An 18991-nucleotide genomic window follows, 5' to 3' on the forward strand; every position below is an offset into this window, starting at 1 on the left:
TCGGGAAATACGTGACGAGCGCGAAAACGCGATCCTTCGGACTCGTCGCGAAATCGTGAACGGGCGGAAACGACCGGCCGGAAGAATCAGTCCTCGCCCTCGTCGGGTGGTGGGCCACCGCGCATCGCGTGCAACGTGTTCTCCAGCTCTTCCGGCTTGATGAGCACGTCGCGCGCCTTCGAGCCCTCCGAGGCAGCGACGACCCCGCGCGACTCCAGCAGGTCCATCAGCCGACCGGCCTTGGCGAACCCGACGCGGAGCTTGCGCTGCAACATCGAGGTCGATCCGAACTGGCTGGTCACCACCAGTTCGGTGGCCTGCAGCAGTACGTCGAGGTCGTCGCCGATGTCGGAATCGACTTCCTTTTTCTCGCCTGCCTTCGCTGCGGTGACGCCTTCGGTGTAGTCCGGTTCGGCCTGCTGCTTGGTGTAGGAGACCACGCGGTGGATCTCGTCGTCGCTGACGAACGAGCCCTGCACGCGGGCGGGGCGGGACCCGCCCATCGGCAGGTACAGCGCATCGCCCATGCCGATCAGCTTCTCGGCTCCCGGCTGGTCGAGGATGACTCGGGAGTCGGTCAGCGAGGAGGTGGCGAACGCCAGCCGGGACGGCACATTCGTCTTGATCAGGCCGGTGACCACGTCGACCGACGGTCGCTGGGTGGCGAGCACCAGGTGGATCCCGGCAGCGCGCGCCTTCTGCGTGATGCGCACGATGGCGTCCTCGACGTCCCGTGGCGCGGTCATCATCAGGTCGGCGAGCTCGTCGACGATCGCCAGGATGTACGGGTACGGCCGGTATTCCCGCTCGCTGCCCGGCGGCGCGGTGATCTCGCCCGAGCGCACCCGCTCGTTGAAGTCGTCGATGTGGCGCACCCGGTTGGCCTGCATGTCCTGGTAGCGCTGTTCCATCTCGTCGACCAGCCAACCGAGCGCGGCAGCGGCCTTCTTCGGCTGGGTGATGATCGGCGTGATCAGGTGCGGGATGCCCTCGTACGGGGTCAGCTCCACCATCTTCGGGTCGATCAGGATCATCCGGACCTCGTCCGGGGTGGAGCGGGCGAGCAGCGAGACGAGCATCGAGTTGACGAAGCTGGACTTACCGGAACCCGTCGAACCCGCGCACAGCAGGTGCGGCATCTTGGAGAGGTTCGCGGTGACCATGTGGCCTTCGATGTCCTTGCCGAGGCCCATCACCAGCGGGTGCGTGTCGCTGGCTGCCTTGGAGGAACGCAGCACGTCGCCCAGCCGGACCATCTCGCGGTCGCTGTTGGGCACTTCGATGCCGACGGCGGACTTGCCCGGGATGGGCGCCAGCAGCCGCACGTTGTCGGTGGCGGCGGCGTAGGCGATGTTCTTGGTCAGCGCGGTGATCTTCTCGACCTTGACGCCGGGGCCGAGCTCGACCTCGTAGCGGGTCACGGTCGGCCCCCGGGTGAACCCGGTGACCTGGGCGTCGATGTTGAACTGGTCCAGGACGCCGGTGATCGCCTCGATCATCGACTCGTTGACCTTGCTGCGGGTCTTGGGCGGCTCGCCGTCGGTGAGGGCGTCCAGCGGCGGCAGCTTGTAGTCGCCTTCGACGGTGCGGCTGATGGTCAGCTGTTCCGCCTTGCCCTGCTTGCCGGTCTTGCCGCTCTTCGCGGTCTCCTCGCCGCCGGTGTCGTTGGCGGGCACGTCTTCGGGTGCGGTGGGGGCGAGCGCCTTGGCCTTCGCCGCGCCGGACGTCTTGTCCCCGGTCTTCGCCGCACCGGCCTTGGCTGCTCCGCTCTTCGTTCCGGAGTCGTCCTCGACGTCTTCCAGCGACATCTGCGAGCCGTCGGCCATCGCCCCTTGCCTACGCCGGGACGGGCGCCGGAGCTTGGTCGTGGGCTGCTCGGAGTCCTCGTCGGCTTCGTCCGCAGTGGACTCGTCGTCGGTTTCCACCATGCGGCGCAGCAGGTCCTGGGGTGGCGTGTCGGTCAGCAGCAGCAACCCGAACAGTCCGACCAGCACGAGGACCGGAATCGCCACCCAGGCGGTGAGCCCCTGCGCCAGCGGGCCACCGGCGACGAATCCGATGATTCCCCCGGCGTGCGGCCATTCCTGCAACGCGTCAGGGGCGGGCGAGCCAGCGCCGATGTGCAGCACGCCGAGCACGCTGAGGGCCAGCAGCACCGTCCCGACGATCACGCGGGGCCGCGCCTGCGGGTTGGTTTCGGTGACCATCAGTATCCCGGCCACGAGCAGCAGCACGCCGGGCAGGACGACCGCTGCGGAGCCGATGACGAACCGGAGCACCCAGTCGGTCCACTGGCCGATGGGTCCACCCGCCTGCCACCAGATCCCGGCGGCGGCGATCACGGCGAACGCGAGGTAGACGAGCGCGAGGGCTCCCCTGCGGTGCGCCGGGTCGAGCTCCTTCGCCCAGGCCATGCTCAGCGGTGGGCGGCTGTTGCTCTGGGTCTTGCGCGCGCCACCCGAGGCCGGTTTTCGGTTGGCGGGCGCGTGGGTCGAACCGGAACGGGGTTTGGCGCTGCTCGAACCGCCCTTGCTAGCGGAAGTACGTTTCGTGGCGGCACCGGACTTGTTCGAGGATCCGGACTTCGCGGGCCCGGATTTCGCAGTGCCGGATTTGGTGGCGCCTCCGGATTTGGTGGCGCCTCCGGATTTGGTGGCGGCGCCGCTCTGCGGTTTGCTCGTGCTCTTCGCGGTTCCGCTCTTAGCCGCGCCCGTGGAGCGCGTCGACCCCTGCGCCTTGCTCCGCGGGTTGCTGCCCTGAGCTCCACCTGTCCGGCTCGCCATGCTCCACACGGTATCGCCGTCCCGCCTCTCCCGTCACACCAGCCACAGCCGTGCGGCCGGGACTCGGCGAGCCTCAGCCGGTCACTGTCGTCCGGGTAGCGAGTCGTTGGGTGTGAGGTCCGTTCGTGGAACCATGGACCATCATGGCTTCCGTCCCCGTGCCGAACGATCCGACACGCCGCAGCGACCGTGAATCCCTCTTCCGGGAAACTCCGCGGCTGTGGCGTGCGGTGATGCGGCTGGACCGCCTGGTGGTCGGGTTGACGGGTCGCCTGGTGGTGAGCGGCGACGTTCCGGACGATGTTCGCGGCAGGCCGCTGGTGCTGGCCGCCAACCACATCGGCAACATCGACGCGCTGGTGCTGCTGGCCGCGTGCGAGCGGCGCCGGGTGGCTCCCCGGTTCCTCGCCACCGGCGGGTTGTTCGATGCGCCGGTGCTCGGCCCGGTACTGCGCAAGTCCGGGCACGTGCGGGTGGATCGGGGCGAGCGCACCGCCACCGAGGCGTTGGGGCGGGCCGTGGACGCGCTGGACGACGATCACCGGCCGATCCTGGTGTATCCGGAGGGACGGATCAGCCTGGAGCCGGGACTGTGGCCGGAGCGCGGCAAGACCGGTGTGGCCCGGATGGCGCTGGCGGCGAAGGCGCCGGTCGTCCCGGTCAGCCAGTGGGGCGCACACGAGACCATGAAGTACGGCATGGTGCGACCGGGCAGCAAGGCGGACCTGCTGGGCCTGTTCGGCTCGTGGTTGCGGGCACTGTGGCGCCGCCCGACCCTGCGGGTGCACTTCGGCGAACCCGTGGACCTCGGAGATCTCTCCGCCGAGCAGCCGGGCGACGCGACTCGCGCCCGCGACCGCATCATGCGCGCGATCACCGAGGACCTGGCCCCACTGCGCGCCGACGAACCGGACACCCCGCATCACGTGGACCCGACCCACCCGAGGACCGGCAAACCCAGCCCCTGGCGCCGCTGAGTCCTCGGGTATCGAGTGAGAGGTGCCCCGGGGCGGTTCAATCTCGGTACGAGGTGCTCAGCTGACATGTCGGCCGCGGTCCTGTGCCGGGCACGTGGATACCCGAGGGCATGCTGGCCACGCAGTTCTTCTATGGCGTACAGTTTTCTGTACATACCGTTGGAGGTGGACCATGAAGACGATGTCGTACTCCGAGTCGCGCGCGAAGTACGCCGAAACGCTCGATTCGGTCGTCGACGACCGCGAGGAGGTCGTGATCACCCGTGCCGGCCACGATCCGGTGGTCATGGTCGCGCTGGAGGACTACGAAGCGCTGAAAGAGACCGCATACCTACTCAAGAGCCCTGAGAACGCTCGGCGACTGCTGGCCTCGATCGACCGGCTCGAACATGGCGGGGGCACCGAGCGGGACCTCGCCGAATGAAGCTGGTCTGGGACGAAAACGCCTGGGACGACTACGTCTGGTGGCAGACCCAGGACCGCAAGACCCTCAAACGGATCAACACGTTGATCAAGGATGTGGAACGCAACGGCAACGAGGGGATCGGCAAACCCGAACCCCTCAAGCACGGCTTCCACGGATATTGGTCACGCCGGATCACCGACGAGCACCGCCTCGTGTACAAGATCGACGAGGACGAGATCCGCATCGCCGCATGCCGCTATCACTACGGACATTGAGCCGCGTTGACCAATACCCCGTGGGCGAGCAGCGTGGCGCTTGCACGGGTCGGAGATCGTGGAACCTCATCTCCAGGGCTGCGGATTGTTCCGCATGAATTCCGCGTACTTTTGCGCCTTCACCGCGCTCCGGTAGTTCGCGATTTCGCGGAAGTACCGGTTGGTTTCCGGCCACCACGCACATACCAGTCCCGCGACCGCCAGCGTTCCGATCACCACGCTGAACACCTTCTGCGCCAAGCTGGATCCCGGGTCAACCAAGCCGAAGGGGACGGCGATCACGTAGCAAGCTGAAATGATCGTGAAAAACACCCGCCAGCCATTCGACCCCGACCGGAACTTCCAGCACCCGAATCCGACGATCGCGACGTGGGCGACGAAGAACACGAAATGACCACGCCGATCACAAGGTGAGGACGTCGACCGGTGCGCACTTTTCTCGTCCCCCGTGTATACGGCCCTGCAATCGCCACAACACTAACGCGATCGATCACGAGAGCGAAACTGCCCGCCGCAATTGTCGGCTTATCAATAATCACAGTATTCATACAGTCCATTTTGACCAGGTTGATTGACAAATCAGCGTTTCGCATGTCAGACACAGTCGATTGTCGTCACCTCGCATAAGGTTGCCGACGACTACGACAACCCGACGACCCCGGTGCGAGATTCCGGACCGAGCGCGGTCCGGCGCGTGGTCTACGGCGTGCGGACTGGACGCTCCCGACAGTGAGCCCCGCTGCTAGACCCCATCGACCGATGCCCGGTGGAGGCGCCGACTGGGATAGATCGCGGGAACTTTTCGCGTTCGCGCCTCGGAACGGTGATCAACCTTGTACTATCTCCGCGCGTGATCACGCGAATGGGTGACCACTGCTGCACGGCCGTGGAGGGGGCTCGGTGGAACCAACGGGGATGGAAGGCTACGCCCAGCAAGCGGGCGCACTGGTGGCCAGGCACAGGGCTTACGCGCCGCCGTGGACAACGGTCAACTCGTCATGGCCCCGGAAGCAGCCGAACGTGTCGCCAAGGTCTACGACGATAAGGCGGACAAGGTCGCTGACTGCATTGTCGATGCGGATCAGCTGATTGCGAATGGCGCCTACGGCGATTGCTTTATCGGACAAGACGTCGAAAAGAAGTTCGCTGAGAAGGTGAATGCCAAGGATGTCGGCTTGGTCGCCATTCTGACGGAGATGGAGAGGATCTTGAAGGCGATGGCACAGACGTACCGGGACTCTGCCAGGGACATGCAGAACACAGACGACGAGAGCGCTCGCAACTTGGGACGGAACATCTGATCTGATGATGAGCATGCGTACCACACGATCAGCGACCGCTGCCGTCCTCGTCATTGCTGGTCTATTGCTTTCTGGCTGTGCAGGCGGCACAGGTGACGATGCCAATGCGCCCACTACGGAACCGGCAGAGCCCTCTCCACTCGCGAGTTTCGACCCCTGTGGGGCTGTCCCGCCCGAGGTCCTTCAAGCGAACGAGCTTGAGTCGGCAGGTGAGCCGGTAGACCAAGGCATCGAGGAGCCTGGGTGTAGGCATCGTGGCGACGTGCTGTATCTGACGGTCTACAAGGCTGAACAGAAGGGGCTGGACTATTGGGAGCAGAGGCGGAGCAACTTTGGGGTCTTCCAGCCCAACCAAGTTGGTGAGCGGCAGGGCATCCAAGTGGTCAACACAGGCTCACAGGGGCAGGGCATCTGCAATCAGATCATCGAGGTTGGTGGCGGGTCGGTCTCCGTACACGTCAAGTACCGCGCCGACAAAATCGAGGGTAACGATCCCTGCACGAAGGCAACGGAGATCGCGCAGCTCATCGAGCCGAAGCTGCCCGCGTAGGTCGCAGTTCGCACCCTCGCACAGCTGTGGGTGCGGCCGGTCGGTGCTGCGGGGAGAGACAGGCACCGACCGGCCGCGCGGTGCGATGCCGGATTTCGGGGCATCTCGCGGCATCGGACCGGGTTCGGAAAGTCTGGTGGCGCGCTCAGCGCGAAGCGACGATCACGAGTGCTGTTCGCCGATCAGGGTTCGATTGCAGTCGGCGCAGGTGGGCGCGGTGCACCAGTCCACTTCGTGCGGCTTGGCCATGGCGACCTTCTTGCCGCACACGGTGTCGGCGGAGCGCTGGCTCTCCCAACGCGCCCCGCGAAACGCGTGCCGGATCAGGGCGCGCTGATCAGGGTCCGGCGTCGGCAGCCAGAAGTGGCGCTCTTCCGGCTGCGGCCCGGTCACCGGTAGCCGCCCGCGGAATTCATGCACACGCACTCACCGCGATTCGGCAGTTCCGACAACCCCACGGAAGCGATTTGGTTTCGCGTTTCTCGGGTGGTTCGGCGAACCCTTCGACGCGTGAGCCAATCCCGCACCACACGCGATTCCACCGCGATCACCACCCACGGCAACACCGCCACAGCCCCCATGAACAGCAACAACAGCACCTGCTCCGAATTCATCGGCACATCCATCCAACGACTCCCAGTTGATCCACTTGCGTATCGCAAGAGTAAAACTGCATTTGCGGTTTTACTAGTCACTCAATGGAGTCATTCCCCTGCGGTTGCAGATGTTGAATACTGCTCATGTAACTCTGACGGAGGTGATGGATGGCAACCCCGACCGTGCGACGGCTCCAGCTGGGAAATGAACTCCGCCACGCACGCTTGAAAGCTGGGCGCGAACAGGCCGAAGCCGCCAAAGAACTGGACTGCGCCGACAGCAAGATCAGCCGCCTGGAACTGGGACAAGGCGGCATCAGCAAGGGCGACCTGAAGCTCCTACTGGAGTTCTACGACGTCGACCCCGGACAGATGGACTGGATGTTCGAACTGGCGCGAACCCGCAGCGTTCGGGGCCGCTGGAGCGACTACCGAGCGGTCTTCCCCGAGTGGTTCCGGATGTACATCGACCTGGAGGTCGACGCCGACAACATTCGCCAAGCACAAGGTGAGATCGTTCCTGGAATCTTGCAGAGCGAAAGGTACATCCGGGCGCTGCACGCGGACTCGATTCGAGGCGATGACGATGGCCTCGACGCGGATGTGAAAGCGCGTCAGGAACGCCAATAACTCCTGACTCGTGACGATCCGCCAAGGATGTCGTTCGTCCTGTCCGAGTCCTGCGTTCGCCGACAGGTCGGCGACGCCACGACCATGCGCGAACAACTCGGCTACCTCGAAAGCATCGCGCTTCGACCGAACATCGACCTCCAGGTGCTGCCATTTCGGACGAGCGGCCCCGTCGGCGGGGTCTCATACGACTTCACGATGTTGCAGATCCCCTCGCGCGGGATCGCTGCCGACCTGGAATTCGTCTACGTCGAATCCTTCGACGATGCCCGCTACCTGGACGCAAAAGACGCCGTGGCGGCCTACGCGACGCTGTGGAACCGACTGCAGGCCGCTTCGCTCGGCCCGAAGGAGTCGCACAATCTCATACGATCGGTGGGAGAACAGCACTCGGAGTGAAGATGAGGCCCCACCATGCCCCAGCAGAGCAACCTGCGGAACGCAACGTGGCTCAAGAGCAGCTACAGCAGGACCCAGAATGAGTGCGTTGAAGTGGCGCTTGTTCCCGGCGTCACCGGAGTCCGGGACACCAAAGACCGCGACGGTGGCACGCTCCTCTTTCCCCACACCGCCTGGTCCAACTTCCTGAATCACCTCAAGACCAGCCGCCACCACACCTGAGCGGCTGCCTCGGGGCGATTTCTCGCCGAGATGTTGCCCCGAGGCCCCGCTGCCCTGAGAGGCTCCGCTGTCTTAGAGGTGTTCGGCGAACAGCGGGACGGCGCGTTCGATGGCGTACTTGATGCCGAGCGTGGAGCCCGCGGAGAAGGCCGCCACCAGGGTCGGGTCGTCGAGGACGACGAGATTGCCGGCGCGAGCGGCGGAAATCTGGTTGAGCACGGGATCCTCGCGGATCTGCTCCGGATCGCCGTTGATGGCCATGACCACCGTCAGGTCGGCGCTGAGCAGGTCGAGCTGTTCGTTCGAGACGTCGACGTAGAACGAGTCATTCGCGAGCTCGTCGATCTCCGGCTTGTTCCGAAAGCCCAGGTCCTGCATGAAATCCACCCGCGGGTCGCCCGACAGGTAAGCACCCCACTTGCGGCCGTGGTAGCCCGCGACGCCCACCGTCTTGCCCGCGAACCGCGGGTGCTCCCGCGCGGCCTCGTCGAAAACACCTTCCACCTCGGCGATCCGCTGCTGCCCCTCGGACTGCTTGCCCAGCGCCGTCGACACCATGCGCAACTGCTCGCGCCATTCCGTGCCGTAGCTCGGCGTGTCCGGCGGTGGGGCGACGGTCGGTGCGATCTTCGAGAGGGTTTCGTGCTGAGTGGGTTCGCCCGCAGACCGGGTGTTGAGGATCAGGTCGGGCTTGAGCGCTGCCAGCTCCTCGAAGTTGACCTCGGTGGTGCCGAGCCGGGTCGGCGACTCCGTGTACAGACCTTCCGCCCAAGGGCCGACACCATCGCCACCGAAGCCCTGCCAGTCGCTGACGCCGACCGGTTCCACCCCGAGCGCGAGGGCCATCTCGGCATCCGACCACCCGAGCGCCACCACGCGCTTCGGCTCCGCCGGAACCGTGACCGGGCCGAACATGGTCTCGATCGTCGGTCCGTCAGCCGATTCGCCGTCACTTCCGCCAGCGGCCCCGCAAGAAGTGAGCGCCAGGACCAGCGCGAGGATCGCGGCGGCGAATGGACCTGTTCTGCTGATCATGGCGGCTCCGATCCGTTGGAAAGCATCGGACGATCACATCCGAACACGGATGATGAGGTTAGCCTAACCTTTTTCGCGGAACCAGCGTCCGTGCTCCCCATCACGCGAATCGCCACATTTCGCCCGAATCACAGCGTGTCGAAGCACCGCACGAGCTATCGGTCGAGAAGATCAGCGGCAGTGGCCAACATCGCTCCACATTGGACACCCACCAGCTTTCGGATCGGGATCGGCCGGGGTGGCACGTCGGCATCGGCCTCCGCTGCCCAGCGGTCGAAAACCCGCGTCAGCCGGGCGTGCTCCACCCGCAGCACCTCCGCGTCGTTGCCCCGCGCGATCTCCGAACCCAGCGCCGAGAGCAACATCCCCGCGAATCGGACCCGCGTCGAATGCGTCGTGGCCGTGACCATGAACCGTTCCGCGACGACAGCGGGACGCAGCGCGTCCTCCTGCCCTGCCCGTACCCGATCGGCTTCCGCCGCGATGCGCAGGAACGGCAGGAAGCATTCCATCGCCCGCAGCTGCGGCGAACGCACCTGGAATGCGGGCCGGACCGCGTCGAACGCCGCCGTGAGCACGCGTGCGGTCTCGTGGGTGAGTTCCGCGCGCTCACCCAGCAGGTCCGAATAGGACACCGCCAGCCGGGTGTGGTCGTCCGCGTCGGCGTTCGCCCAGTACGGCACCTCCGTGGCCAGGTACGCCGTGCCGTAGCGGCTCGCGTAGGCGTGGCTCGACTCCCCGCCCGCGCGTTCGGCCGGATCGATACCGAGCCCTTCGAGGTAGTCGTACTCCTGCTCGGCGGTGAACGCCCGGAAGATCGCCGGAGCGAGCTGCTCGATGAACGGCGCCTCGCCCTCGCCCGTGTGCAGCGGCAGGCCGAGGCGGTCCGGAATGGACGTGAGCTGCTCGTTCAGCCGCGGACTGGTGTCGCTGAGGTAGTGGAAGACGCCGCCGTACTCGCCGTTGTGCAACGAGCACAACAACATCGGGCGGGTCTCGTCGATCAGCCGCATCAGCGCTTCGGTCTCCGGCATCACCCGGTCGAACACGGTGTCCTTGTAGGCGAACGGGAACGACCACTCGACCTGCTCGTCGGCCGCGGGCCGATAGAACGAGCGGCCGTACTTGGCCATCGTGAGCGGCGGCTCGAACCACGGCTCGTTCAACCGCGTCCCGTCCGGGTCGATGCAGGCGACGATGTGCCAGGTGCATCCCCATTCCCGGCGCAGCTCGTCGTCCGCGACCAGGGTTCGGGCCAGGTGCAGCGCCGACACTCCCCCGATCGGCTCGTTGGGATGCACCCCGCCGACGACCAGCACCTGCCGGTCACCACCTCGGATGGTCAGCGACCACAGCGGTTCACCGTCGCGCGAGGTGCCGATGCGGTGCATCTCCGCCAGGTCGGGGTGCCGCCGAGCGATCTCCCGAATCGCTTCCACCAACTCGTCGACCCCCGCGAACCGGTCGAACTCCGGTACCGCATCGACCAGTTCCGCGATTCGCTCGAACACACCCGTTCCTTTCCCGCAGGACCCCTCCACGAGGAATGCACCGCACGAGGGACGACACGGGAACTCTGCCACGGAGCCGTACCGGCGCCCGCCGCCCGTGGCATCGGCGGAGCGGGCGGGCGCAACCGGAGCGCGCGGGCGCTACCGAAGTGGGAGCTTCACGGACAGTTCGGCCGCGGCCTGGCGCAGCGCCGGAAGGCATTCCTGGAGTTCGTCCAGGGTCCGCCGGAAGATCGGCGCCGCCAGGGCCACCGCGGCGATCAACCGGCCGCCCTCGGCCAACACCGGAACGGCGACGGCGACCATGCCCTCGTCGTTCTCCTCACTCTGGCCGACCCAGCCCTGGTCGCGGATCCGCTCCACCTGGCCGCGGAGTCGGTCGCGGTCGGTGACGGAGTGCTCGGTGCGCGCACGGAGCTCCACCGTGTCGAGCAGGTGGGTGCGGGTCGGCTCGTCGGCGAAGGCCAGCAGCGCCTTGCCCACCGCCGTGGTGTGCAGCGAACCGTGGTCGCCGGGGTCGGTCGTGATGCGGAACTGGGGACCGTCGACCTTGTGGATCGTCAGGTACTGGGAACCGTCGAGCACCGACAGGATCGAACTTTCCCGGGTAAGTTCGGTGAGCCGTTGCAGCACCGGCAGCGCCATCCCGTCGAAGCCCTGCGTGCTGGAGACCTTCTGGCCCAGCTGGTAGATCCGCAATCCCAGCCGATAGCGTTTGTCCTGCGGGTCGTATGCCACGAACTCCGCGCTGAGCAGCGAGTTCAACAGCCGGTAGACGGTGCTGAAGGGGTAGTCGACGACCTCGGTGATCTCCCCGGCGGTGACCCCGTGCGGGTACTCACCCACCAGCGTGAGCAGTCCCAACGCCTTGCCGACCGTGCCCTGTCGCTGTTCGGTCACCCGGGACCTCCTTGACACGTGTATTCCGTCACTTCATCCTTCTATTCAACATATAGCAGCTATTGCCATTATTTGAAAGTACTGAGGATCGTTCCATGCGCATCGCCGTCGTCGGGGCCGGCTTGATCGGGCGCGAACACGCTCGACGAGTCCAGGACCACCCCCGGCTGGAACTCAGCCACGTCGTGGACCCCGCCCTCCAACCCGACCGGCACCCGTTCGGCCCGGCCACGCGCATCGCGAGCAATCTCGACGACGTCCTCGACGAGGTCGACGGGACCATCTTGGCCACGCCCAACCACCTGCACGCACCCGGTGCCCTGGCCGCCGTCGAAGCGGGAGTGCCCGTCCTCGTCGAGAAACCGATCGCCGACACCGTCGAGGCTGCCGAACGGATCGCGGAAGCCGCCGAGTCGACCGGCGTGCCCGTCCTCGTCGGCCACCACCGGCGGCACTCACCACTGCTGGCAACAGCCGTCGAAGCCGTGGCAGGCGGCGCCATCGGAAATCCCGTGGCGATCACCGGGTCGGCGCTGTTCCACAAACCCGAGGAATACTTCGAAACCGCGCCCTGGCGCACCCGGACGGGCGGTGGGCCGATCCTGATCAACCTCATCCACGACATCGACAACCTGCGCGCCCTGTGCGGGGAGATCACCCGGGTGCAGGCCGTCAGCAGCAACCGGACCAGGGGATTCGACGTCGAGGACACCGTCGCGATCACCCTGACCTTCGCCAACGGGGCGCTCGGCACGTTCATCCTCTCCGACGCCGCCGCCTCCGCCCTCTCCTGGGAGCAAACCTCCCGCGAGAACCCCAGCTACACCACGGCCGACGACGAGAACTGCTACCACATAGCCGGAACGCGCGGCTCCCTGTCCGTTCCCACCATGCGCATGCGGACCTACGCGGGCGAAGCGTCCTGGTGGGAACCGTTCACCGTTCAGGACCTCCGGACCGACCGGCAGGATCCCCTGGACCTGCAGCTCGACCACTTCGAACAGGTCCTCCGCAAGCGAGCCGCGCCCCGGGTCACCGCCCACGACGGGCTGCAGTCGCTGCGCGTGGTCCACGCCGTACTCGACAGCACCGGCAGCGGAGCACCGGTCGACGTCCCCACCGGAACCCCCGCACCGCAGAACGCATAGCGCGCAGCACCAACCGAAGGATCCGACATGACCCACGCTCCCCCCGGGCACTCGCCCGAGGACGCCGCGCCAGGCAAGACCCCCAAGAAAGCCGCTCTGGCCAGCTGGATCGGCTCCGCCCTGGAGTACTACGACTTCGCCGTCTACGGCACGGCGGCGGCGATCGTGCTCAACCACCTGTTCTTCCCCGAGAACGCGGCCCCGGCGGTGGCGATCCTCCTGTCGATGGGCACCGTCGGCGTGGCCTACGTGGTCCGCCCGCTCGGCGCACTCGTCATGGGCCCGTTGGCCGACAAGTTCGGTCGCAAGTTCGTCCTGATGCTCACGCTGTTCATGATGGGCGGGGCCACCTTCGCGATCGGCTGTCTGCCCACCTACGACCAGGCCGGGATGCTCGCCCCCGCGCTGCTCGTGGCCTGCCGGATGATCCAGGGACTCTCCGCTGCCGGCGAGCAGGCCAGCGCGATCTCGATGTCCCTCGAACACGCCGGTGAGGGCAAACGGTCCTTCACCACCAGCTGGACCCTGCAGGGCACCCAATTCGGCACCCTGCTGGCCACCGCCGTGTTCATCCCCTTCACCCAACTTCCCGAAGAGGCCCTGTTCAGCTGGGGCTGGCGGGTGCCGTTCTGGCTCTCGGCAGTGGTCGTGATCACCGCATACCTCATCCGCCGCAAGCTCGAAGAGCCCCCGGCGTTCCACGAGATCCACGACGAGGCCCCCAAGAACACCCCGCTGGGCCTGATCATGCGCCACCACAAGGCGGCCGTGCTCCGGATCGCCGCCGCAGCCATGGTCAACACCGTCAACATGGTCTTCACCGTCTGGTCGCTGTCCTTCGCCACGAACGGAGTCGGCCTGGACCGGTCCACCATGCTGGGAGTCGCCGTGGCCGCCAACGCCGTGGCCCTGGGCGCGATCCCGCTCGGCGCACGACTCGCCGACCAGATCGGGCGCAAACCCCTGTTCATCAGCGGCGTGGTCGGCTCCGCCCTGGTCCTCTACCCATACCTGGCGGCGATCTCGGCGGGCAACTGGCCGCTGATCTTCACCTTCGGCGTGCTCATGTCCGGCCTGCTCTACTCCCTGGCCAACGGGATCTGGCCCGCCTTCTACGCCGAAATGTTCCCCACCCGCGTGCGCGCCACCGGCATCGCCCTGGGCACCCAGGTGGGCTTCGCGCTGTCCGGAGGCCTCGCACCGGCGATCGCCACCTACCTCGCGGGCCCCGGCACGGAGAACTGGTTGGCACCGGCCGTGTTCGTCTCCGCCATGTGCGCCATCGCGACCATCGCCGCGCTGACCGCCAAGGAGACGGCCCACCGCAGCCTCGAAAGCATCGACGACATGCACACCCACCCGGACGAAGCGGCGGAATCAGAGCAGCTCGCCCGCTCCGGCCGCAGCTGACCGGCCGACGCAACCATCGGGTACCCTCGGTCGCTCGCACGGCCGGGGTGCCCGATGCTCGGTTGGGACGGCGGGCCAGCCGGACCACACGGCTCGGCCGGAAGGGCCGCCGAGCACTACAGCCGATCCTCCGGCAGCAGATCGCCGTCGGCGGCCAGGTGGGCGATGTGGTGCGACGTCCCGATCGCGATCCACTCGCTCGAATCGGCCGGACCACCGTGCAGGGCGCTGTCCCGGATCGACCGGTCGCCCCACGAACACGACACCGGCCGCTCTGCTTCGACGACCTCCTCGGCGATCTCTCCGAAATACCGCCGTTTGAGGTAATCATCGGCCTGGGCCACGGCCCCTTCCGGCGGCAGCCGACGAGTGAGGAAGCGGGATTCCTGGCAGCGGGTGTAGTGCAGGAACGGATGGCGGGCTCGCGACCGGACATCCGCTCCATCCCGCGCCGCGGCGTGGGTCACGCCGTAGTCGGCGTACCGCAGGGACGGAAACCTCGCGAAGGCCTGGTGCCAGAGGTCGAATTCGACGCGACTCCGCGTACACCCCGCGTCCCAACGCCGCGGCGGAACGGAACCGCCGAGCAGACTCACCGAACGACATCCCGCGATCGGCAGGCTGCCCAGATTGGCGAAGACGTCCCGAACCACAGCGGGCGTCAGCCGGTTGCGACGCAGAAAACCCACATCGACGACGAGATCCACCTCGGTGATGTCGACCCGCAGCAGCCGCAACGCCCGCTCCAGCGCGGCCGCCACCTGCGGATCCCGTACCTGGGCACCGACGATCCGAACGCCGACACCACAACCGAGCTCGGCGAGGAGCCCCCGCGTCTTCCGCAGGTAGGCATCGGCGGCATCCATGCGCACGACCGGGACGAACGGCGGGATCTCGCCCAACTCGTGCAGCTCGAGCGAATCCCGGAACATCCGCCACACGTGATCGAGCGGGCCGCCGAAAGTCCGCCACAGGCTCGAGGCGGGATCCAGCTGCGAGGCGTCCAGCATCAACCGGCGACCGTGCTGCTTCAGGACGCGCGCGACGTCTCCCAGCGACTCGCGCACCGAACCGCTGGAAGCCACGTTCGACAACACTTCCACCAACGGCTGCACCCGGCGCGCCGCGACACGATCTACGTGCCGCAGCGCCGTCAACTCGCCGGACTTGCTCTTCACCGCCACGAGGGAAGTGAACTCCACCGATCCCTCCGCTCAGCAGACCTGCCGGACCGGTGACCAACGTAGGAATCACCGGCAGGCGTTCGCGTCTGCCGAACGGGTCGCGATCAACTGCCGTGCCGGGGACGGCCGAAAGGCGGCTGCCCTCCCCGGCCCGCGTGCGGGGGCCCGGGAGGGCAGCCGTCAATCCAGCGAAGAAGCGATGCTCAGGAATCGACCGGGAGCACGTTGGGCACGATCATCGGACGGCGGCGGTAGGTGTCGGCCACCCACTTGCCGACGACGCGGCGAACCGCCTGCGCGATCCGGTGCGTGTCGGTCATGCCTTCCGACTCGGTACGGGCCAGCTCCATCTCCACCAGCCGCACCGCGTCGTCCAACGCCTTCGGATCGTCGGAGAAACCCCGGCCGGAAATCGTCGGCGCCGACACGGCCCGCCCGGTGCTCGCCTCGACGGCGGCCGTGATCGAGATGAAGCCGCCCTCCCCGAGGATCAACCGATCCGACAGGGTGGACTCGCTGACGTCGCCGACCGACAGGCCGTCGACGTAGACGTGCCCGACCTTGACCCGCCCGGCGACGCTCGCGATGCCGTCGATCATGTCCACCACCACGCCGTCCTCGGCGATGACCACCCGCTCGGCGGGAACACCGGTCAACCGGGCCAGTTCGGCGTTCGCGCGGAGGTGCCGCCACTCGCCGTGCACCGGCATCACGTTGCTCGGTCGCACCGCGTTGTACAGGTAGAGCAGTTCACCGGCCGAGGCGTGCCCCGAAACGTGCACCTTCGCCCCGCCCTGGTGGACGACCTCGGCACCCAACCGGACCAGGCCGTTGACCACGCCGAACACGGCGGTCTCGTTGCCCGGGATGAGCGAGCTCGCCAGCACCACGGTGTCACCCGCGCGGATGCTGATCTGCCGGTGCTCGCCACGCGCCATCCGGGACAGCGCGGAAAGCGGCTCGCCCTGCGAACCGGTCGAGACGAACACGACCTGGTCCTCCGGCATCGAGAGCGCCTCGTCCAGCTCGACGAACAAGCCCGGCGGAACCTGCAGGATGCCCAGCTCGACGGCGATCCCCATGTTCCGGACCATCGAACGGCCGACCAGGCAGACCTTCCGGTTGTGCGCGGCGGCCACGTCCAGCACCTGCTGCACGCGGTGCACGTGGCTGGCGAAGCAGGCCACGATCAACCGCTGGGTGGCCTTGCCGATCACCTGGTCGAGCACCGGGCCGATCTCGCGCTCCGGCGTGACGAACCCGGGAACCTCGGCGTTCGTCGAGTCGGCCAAGAACAGGTCGACGCCCTCGTCACCCAGCCGGGAGAACCCGGCGAGGTCGGTCAGGCGCCCGTCCAGCGGAAGCTGGTCCAGCTTGATGTCACCGGTGTGCAGCACCACCCCGGCCGGAGTGCGGATCGCCAACGCGAGCGCGTCCGGAATCGAGTGGTTGACCGCGAAGAACTCCAGGTCGAAAGCACCACGACTGGTGCGCTGGCCCTCGGCCACCTCGATGAGCTCCGGATTGAGCCGGTGCTCCTTGCACTTGGCCGCCAGCAGCGCCAGCGTGAACTTCGAACCGATCACCGGCAGGTCCGGCCGCATCCGCAGCAGGAACGGCACGGCCCCGATGTGGTCCTCGTGCCCGTGGGTGAGCACCAGGGCCTCGATCTCGTCGAGCCGATCCTCGATCGCCCCGAAATCGGGCAGGATGAGGTCCACACCCGGCGCGTCGTCCTCCGGGAACAGCACCCCGCAGTCGACGATCAGCAGTCGGCCCTCGTACTCGAAGACCGTCATGTTCCGCCCGACCTCGCCGATGCCACCGAGCGCCACGACGCGCAGTCCACCCTCGGTGAGCGGCTTGGGTGGTTCCGAGGAAGTCGGTGCCACCGGGTGGGACTCGGTTGCTGTCGGTCTCGAGCTCAACGCTGGGTCACCTCTGCTGCCGCATCTGGATTCACGAGTACCAGACCAGCATCCCACAGATCACTGGTGATCAAACGAACCTGTTCATCGGTCGCCGCCGGCAGCGGCAGCCGGGGTTGCCCCGTCTCGTAGCCGCAGAGCCGCAACGCCGTCTTCGCGAAGATCACACCACCGACGAAGTTCATCGAGCGGTACACCGGCATCAGTCCGGTGTGGACCTCGCGGGCCGTCGCGGTGTCCCCCGACTCGTACGCGTCGAGCATCTGGCGCAACCGGTCGCCGACCACGTGACCGATCACGCTGACGAAACCGACCGCGCCGACGGACAGCCACGGCAGGTTCAGCGGGTCCTCACCCGAGTAGTAGGCGAGGTCGGTGTTGGCCAGCACTTCGCTGCCCGCGAGCAGATCGTGCTTGGAGTCCTTGACCGCCTTGATGTTCGGGTGCTCGGCCAACCGCTTCAGCGTCTCGGTGTGGATCGGCACCACGGAGCGAGGCGGGATGTCGTAGAGCATCACCGGCAGGTCGGTCGCGTCCGCGACCGTGGTGAAGTGCGACAGGAGCCCTTCCTGCGGCGGTCGTGAGTAGTACGGCGTCACGACGAGCAGACCGTGCGCGCCGGCCTTCTCGGCGCCACGCGCCAGCTCGACGGAATGCACGGTGTTGTTGGTGCCCGCGCCCGCGATGACGGTGGCTCGATCTCCCACGGCTTCGACGACGGCCCGCAGCAGACGCTCTTTCTCGTCATCACTGGTCGTGGGGCTCTCGCCCGTCGTGCCGTTGACGACCAGGCCATCGTTTCCGACGTGATCGACCAGGTACGCGGCCAGCTCCTGGGCCAGGTCCAGATCGAGTTTCCCGTCCTCGTCGAACGGCGTCACCATAGCGGTCAGGACCCGGCCGAACGGGCGGCCCGGAGTGGCAGTGGGACAGACGGTCATACTCATGACGCTACCTGGTGAGACCACTGGTCAGCGCGCCCACACCACCGTCGAACGCAAGAGCGGAAACCTCCCGGCAACACATCGGGTCGGGGCGTGATTCTTCCTGCCGAAACCACCGCCGGAGCGCGAGTTTTCCGCAGCTCACATCGAGCGGCGCAGGTCCTCGACCGCCAGCACGTCGGCCTCGTTTCCGTCGGAGGAAACCTGGGCTTGCTTTCGACCGAAGGCGTGCAGCACGAGCTCGCCCACCTCACCGGAGATGCGAACGGTGCGCGGGCCGCGCTTTGCCTGGATCTCGGTCCCGTCCGGGCGGCGCAACGTCACGCCGACGGGGCTGCGTCCGTAGAACATCTTGGCGGCCTTGGCCAGCGCCTTCCACAGCACCTCGTCGCGTTCCGGATCGGCGGGGCGCTGCTGCCAGCCCGGCCGCGCCCGCAGCACGTCCTCGTGGTGCACGAAGAATTCCGCGCTGTTGACCCACTCGTCGACCGCGCCGATGCCCAGCGGGTTCCACTTCGGCGGCCCCTGCCGGACCTGCGCGATCAGCTCGGCCCAGGGCAGCTCGTGCAGCTCCGAGCGGACCCGGTCACCACGCTGCGCCAACTGCTTGACCACCCGGCCGGCCAGCGCGTCCGGACGCCGCTCGCGCAACACGAGGTGCACAGCGAGATCCCGTGTCCGCCAACCCTCGCACAAGGTGGGCGCGTCCGGCCCGACCTGCTCGAAGAGGTTGCACAGCTTTTCTCGTTCATCGTTGGCGACACCCATGGTTCCCACTGTATCCCCGCCCAC

Annotated in this window: 18 protein-coding genes and 1 pseudogene; 9 read left to right on the forward strand and 10 right to left on the reverse strand. The window is 67.0% G+C overall.

Features of this window, described 5'->3' with window-relative positions:
• Window positions 1-86: 86 nt before the first annotated feature.
• Window positions 87-2783: a DNA translocase FtsK gene (locus tag ACYVAN_RS00705; RefSeq protein WP_460954444.1), complete on the reverse strand. Its 2697-nt coding sequence runs from the start codon at window positions 2781-2783 to the stop codon at window positions 87-89.
• Between the two features lie 143 nt (window positions 2784-2926).
• On the opposite strand from ACYVAN_RS00705, the gene ACYVAN_RS00710 reads away from it, so the two are divergent.
• The 3 genes from ACYVAN_RS00710 to ACYVAN_RS00720 all read left to right on the forward strand — a co-directional run bounded on the left by ACYVAN_RS00710 (window position 2927) and on the right by ACYVAN_RS00720 (window position 4441).
• Window positions 2927-3760: a lysophospholipid acyltransferase family protein gene (locus ACYVAN_RS00710; RefSeq protein WP_460954446.1), complete on the forward strand. Its 834-nt coding sequence runs from the start codon at window positions 2927-2929 to the stop codon at window positions 3758-3760.
• 172 nt (window positions 3761-3932) lie between these two features.
• On the forward strand, window positions 3933-4184 hold the full coding sequence (locus ACYVAN_RS00715) for a type II toxin-antitoxin system Phd/YefM family antitoxin (protein ID WP_460954448.1): 252 nt from the start codon (window positions 3933-3935) through the stop codon (window positions 4182-4184).
• Window positions 4181-4441, forward strand: a complete 261-nt coding sequence (locus ACYVAN_RS00720; protein ID WP_460954450.1) for a Txe/YoeB family addiction module toxin — start codon at window positions 4181-4183, stop codon at window positions 4439-4441. Before ACYVAN_RS00715 ends, ACYVAN_RS00720 begins: the two co-directional genes overlap by 4 nt.
• 66 nt (window positions 4442-4507) lie before the next feature.
• On the opposite strand, the gene ACYVAN_RS00725 is transcribed toward ACYVAN_RS00720, so the two are convergent.
• Window positions 4508-4723, reverse strand: a complete 216-nt coding sequence (locus ACYVAN_RS00725; protein ID WP_460954452.1) for a hypothetical protein — start codon at window positions 4721-4723, stop codon at window positions 4508-4510.
• A 716-nt stretch (window positions 4724-5439) separates the two neighbouring features.
• Between ACYVAN_RS00725 and ACYVAN_RS00730 the strand changes: the two genes are divergently transcribed.
• Both ACYVAN_RS00730 and ACYVAN_RS00735 read left to right on the forward strand, forming a co-directional pair.
• Window positions 5440-5742, forward strand: coding sequence for a hypothetical protein (locus ACYVAN_RS00730; RefSeq protein WP_460954454.1), 303 nt, complete (start codon window positions 5440-5442; stop codon window positions 5740-5742).
• Window positions 5743-5755: 13 nt separating this feature from the next.
• Entirely contained in the window at window positions 5756-6292 is a 537-nt protein-coding gene (locus ACYVAN_RS00735; protein WP_460955263.1) for a DUF3558 domain-containing protein, read from the forward strand.
• A gap of 162 nt (window positions 6293-6454) precedes the next feature.
• Here the strand turns inward: ACYVAN_RS00735 and ACYVAN_RS00740 are convergent, their stop codons facing one another.
• A complete protein-coding gene (locus ACYVAN_RS00740) occupies window positions 6455-6718 on the reverse strand; it encodes a hypothetical protein (RefSeq protein WP_460954456.1) in 264 nt (87 codons plus the stop codon).
• Between the two features lie 338 nt (window positions 6719-7056).
• Between ACYVAN_RS00740 and ACYVAN_RS00745 the strand changes: the two are divergent.
• Window positions 7057-7917: pseudogene (locus tag ACYVAN_RS00745) on the forward strand (helix-turn-helix domain-containing protein).
• A 15-nt stretch (window positions 7918-7932) separates the two neighbouring features.
• Entirely contained in the window at window positions 7933-8139 is a 207-nt protein-coding gene (locus ACYVAN_RS00750; protein WP_460954458.1) for a DUF397 domain-containing protein, read from the forward strand.
• A 72-nt stretch (window positions 8140-8211) separates the two neighbouring features.
• Here ACYVAN_RS00750 and ACYVAN_RS00755 read toward each other — a convergent pair whose 3' ends face one another.
• The 3 genes from ACYVAN_RS00755 to ACYVAN_RS00765 form a co-directional block, all read right to left on the reverse strand.
• Window positions 8212-9174, reverse strand: coding sequence for an iron-siderophore ABC transporter substrate-binding protein (locus ACYVAN_RS00755; RefSeq protein ID WP_460954460.1), 963 nt, complete (start codon window positions 9172-9174; stop codon window positions 8212-8214).
• Window positions 9175-9329: 155 nt separating this feature from the next.
• Window positions 9330-10685: a M14 family zinc carboxypeptidase gene (locus ACYVAN_RS00760; protein ID WP_460954462.1), complete on the reverse strand. Its 1356-nt coding sequence runs from the start codon at window positions 10683-10685 to the stop codon at window positions 9330-9332.
• A 141-nt stretch (window positions 10686-10826) separates the two neighbouring features.
• Window positions 10827-11585, reverse strand: coding sequence for an IclR family transcriptional regulator (locus tag ACYVAN_RS00765; protein WP_460954464.1), 759 nt, complete (start codon window positions 11583-11585; stop codon window positions 10827-10829).
• 95 nt (window positions 11586-11680) lie between these two features.
• On the opposite strand from ACYVAN_RS00765, the gene ACYVAN_RS00770 reads away from it, so the two are divergent.
• Together ACYVAN_RS00770 and ACYVAN_RS00775 are read left to right on the forward strand one after the other, a co-directional pair.
• Complete coding sequence (locus ACYVAN_RS00770; RefSeq protein ID WP_460954466.1) at window positions 11681-12733, forward strand: Gfo/Idh/MocA family protein; 1053 nt, start codon at window positions 11681-11683, stop codon at window positions 12731-12733.
• A 27-nt stretch (window positions 12734-12760) separates the two neighbouring features.
• Window positions 12761-14143, forward strand: a complete 1383-nt coding sequence (locus ACYVAN_RS00775) for an MFS transporter (protein ID WP_460954468.1) — start codon at window positions 12761-12763, stop codon at window positions 14141-14143.
• Between the two features lie 116 nt (window positions 14144-14259).
• Here ACYVAN_RS00775 and ACYVAN_RS00780 read toward each other — a convergent pair whose 3' ends face one another.
• From ACYVAN_RS00780 to ACYVAN_RS00795, 4 genes are all read right to left on the reverse strand, one after another.
• Window positions 14260-15345, reverse strand: a complete 1086-nt coding sequence (locus ACYVAN_RS00780; protein WP_460954470.1) for a beta family protein — start codon at window positions 15343-15345, stop codon at window positions 14260-14262.
• Window positions 15346-15530: 185 nt separating this feature from the next.
• A complete protein-coding gene (locus ACYVAN_RS00785) occupies window positions 15531-17219 on the reverse strand; it encodes a ribonuclease J (RefSeq protein WP_460954472.1) in 1689 nt (562 codons plus the stop codon).
• A gap of 32 nt (window positions 17220-17251) precedes the next feature.
• Window positions 17252-18202 carry a 4-hydroxy-tetrahydrodipicolinate synthase gene (dapA, locus tag ACYVAN_RS00790; protein WP_460954474.1) on the reverse strand — a complete coding sequence of 317 codons (951 nt, stop codon included), beginning with the start codon at window positions 18200-18202 and terminating at the stop codon, window positions 17252-17254.
• 138 nt (window positions 18203-18340) lie between these two features.
• Entirely contained in the window at window positions 18341-18967 is a 627-nt protein-coding gene (locus ACYVAN_RS00795) for a TIGR03085 family metal-binding protein (protein ID WP_460954476.1), read from the reverse strand.
• Between the last annotated feature and the right edge of the window lie 24 nt (window positions 18968-18991).

It is taken from the genome of Parasphingorhabdus pacifica (genome assembly GCF_054779195.1).

Coding starts and splice junctions, on each gene's coding strand:
- ACYVAN_RS00715 (WP_460954448.1), top strand. CDS start 3,933: ATGAAGACGATGTCGTACTCCGAGTCGCGCGCGAAGTACGCCGAAACG.
- dapA (WP_460954474.1), bottom strand. CDS start 18,202: ATGAGTATGACCGTCTGTCCCACTGCCACTCCGGGCCGCCCGTTCGGC.
- ACYVAN_RS00710 (WP_460954446.1), top strand. CDS start 2,927: ATGGCTTCCGTCCCCGTGCCGAACGATCCGACACGCCGCAGCGACCGT.
- ACYVAN_RS00775 (WP_460954468.1), top strand. CDS start 12,761: ATGACCCACGCTCCCCCCGGGCACTCGCCCGAGGACGCCGCGCCAGGC.
- ACYVAN_RS00720 (WP_460954450.1), top strand. CDS start 4,181: ATGAAGCTGGTCTGGGACGAAAACGCCTGGGACGACTACGTCTGGTGG.
- ACYVAN_RS00770 (WP_460954466.1), top strand. CDS start 11,681: ATGCGCATCGCCGTCGTCGGGGCCGGCTTGATCGGGCGCGAACACGCT.
- ACYVAN_RS00735 (WP_460955263.1), top strand. CDS start 5,756: ATGCGTACCACACGATCAGCGACCGCTGCCGTCCTCGTCATTGCTGGT.
- ACYVAN_RS00730 (WP_460954454.1), top strand. CDS start 5,440: ATGGCCCCGGAAGCAGCCGAACGTGTCGCCAAGGTCTACGACGATAAG.
- ACYVAN_RS00750 (WP_460954458.1), top strand. CDS start 7,933: ATGCCCCAGCAGAGCAACCTGCGGAACGCAACGTGGCTCAAGAGCAGC.
- ACYVAN_RS00755 (WP_460954460.1), bottom strand. CDS start 9,174: ATGATCAGCAGAACAGGTCCATTCGCCGCCGCGATCCTCGCGCTGGTC.
- ACYVAN_RS00795 (WP_460954476.1), bottom strand. CDS start 18,967: ATGGGTGTCGCCAACGATGAACGAGAAAAGCTGTGCAACCTCTTCGAG.
- ACYVAN_RS00705 (WP_460954444.1), bottom strand. CDS start 2,783: ATGGCGAGCCGGACAGGTGGAGCTCAGGGCAGCAACCCGCGGAGCAAG.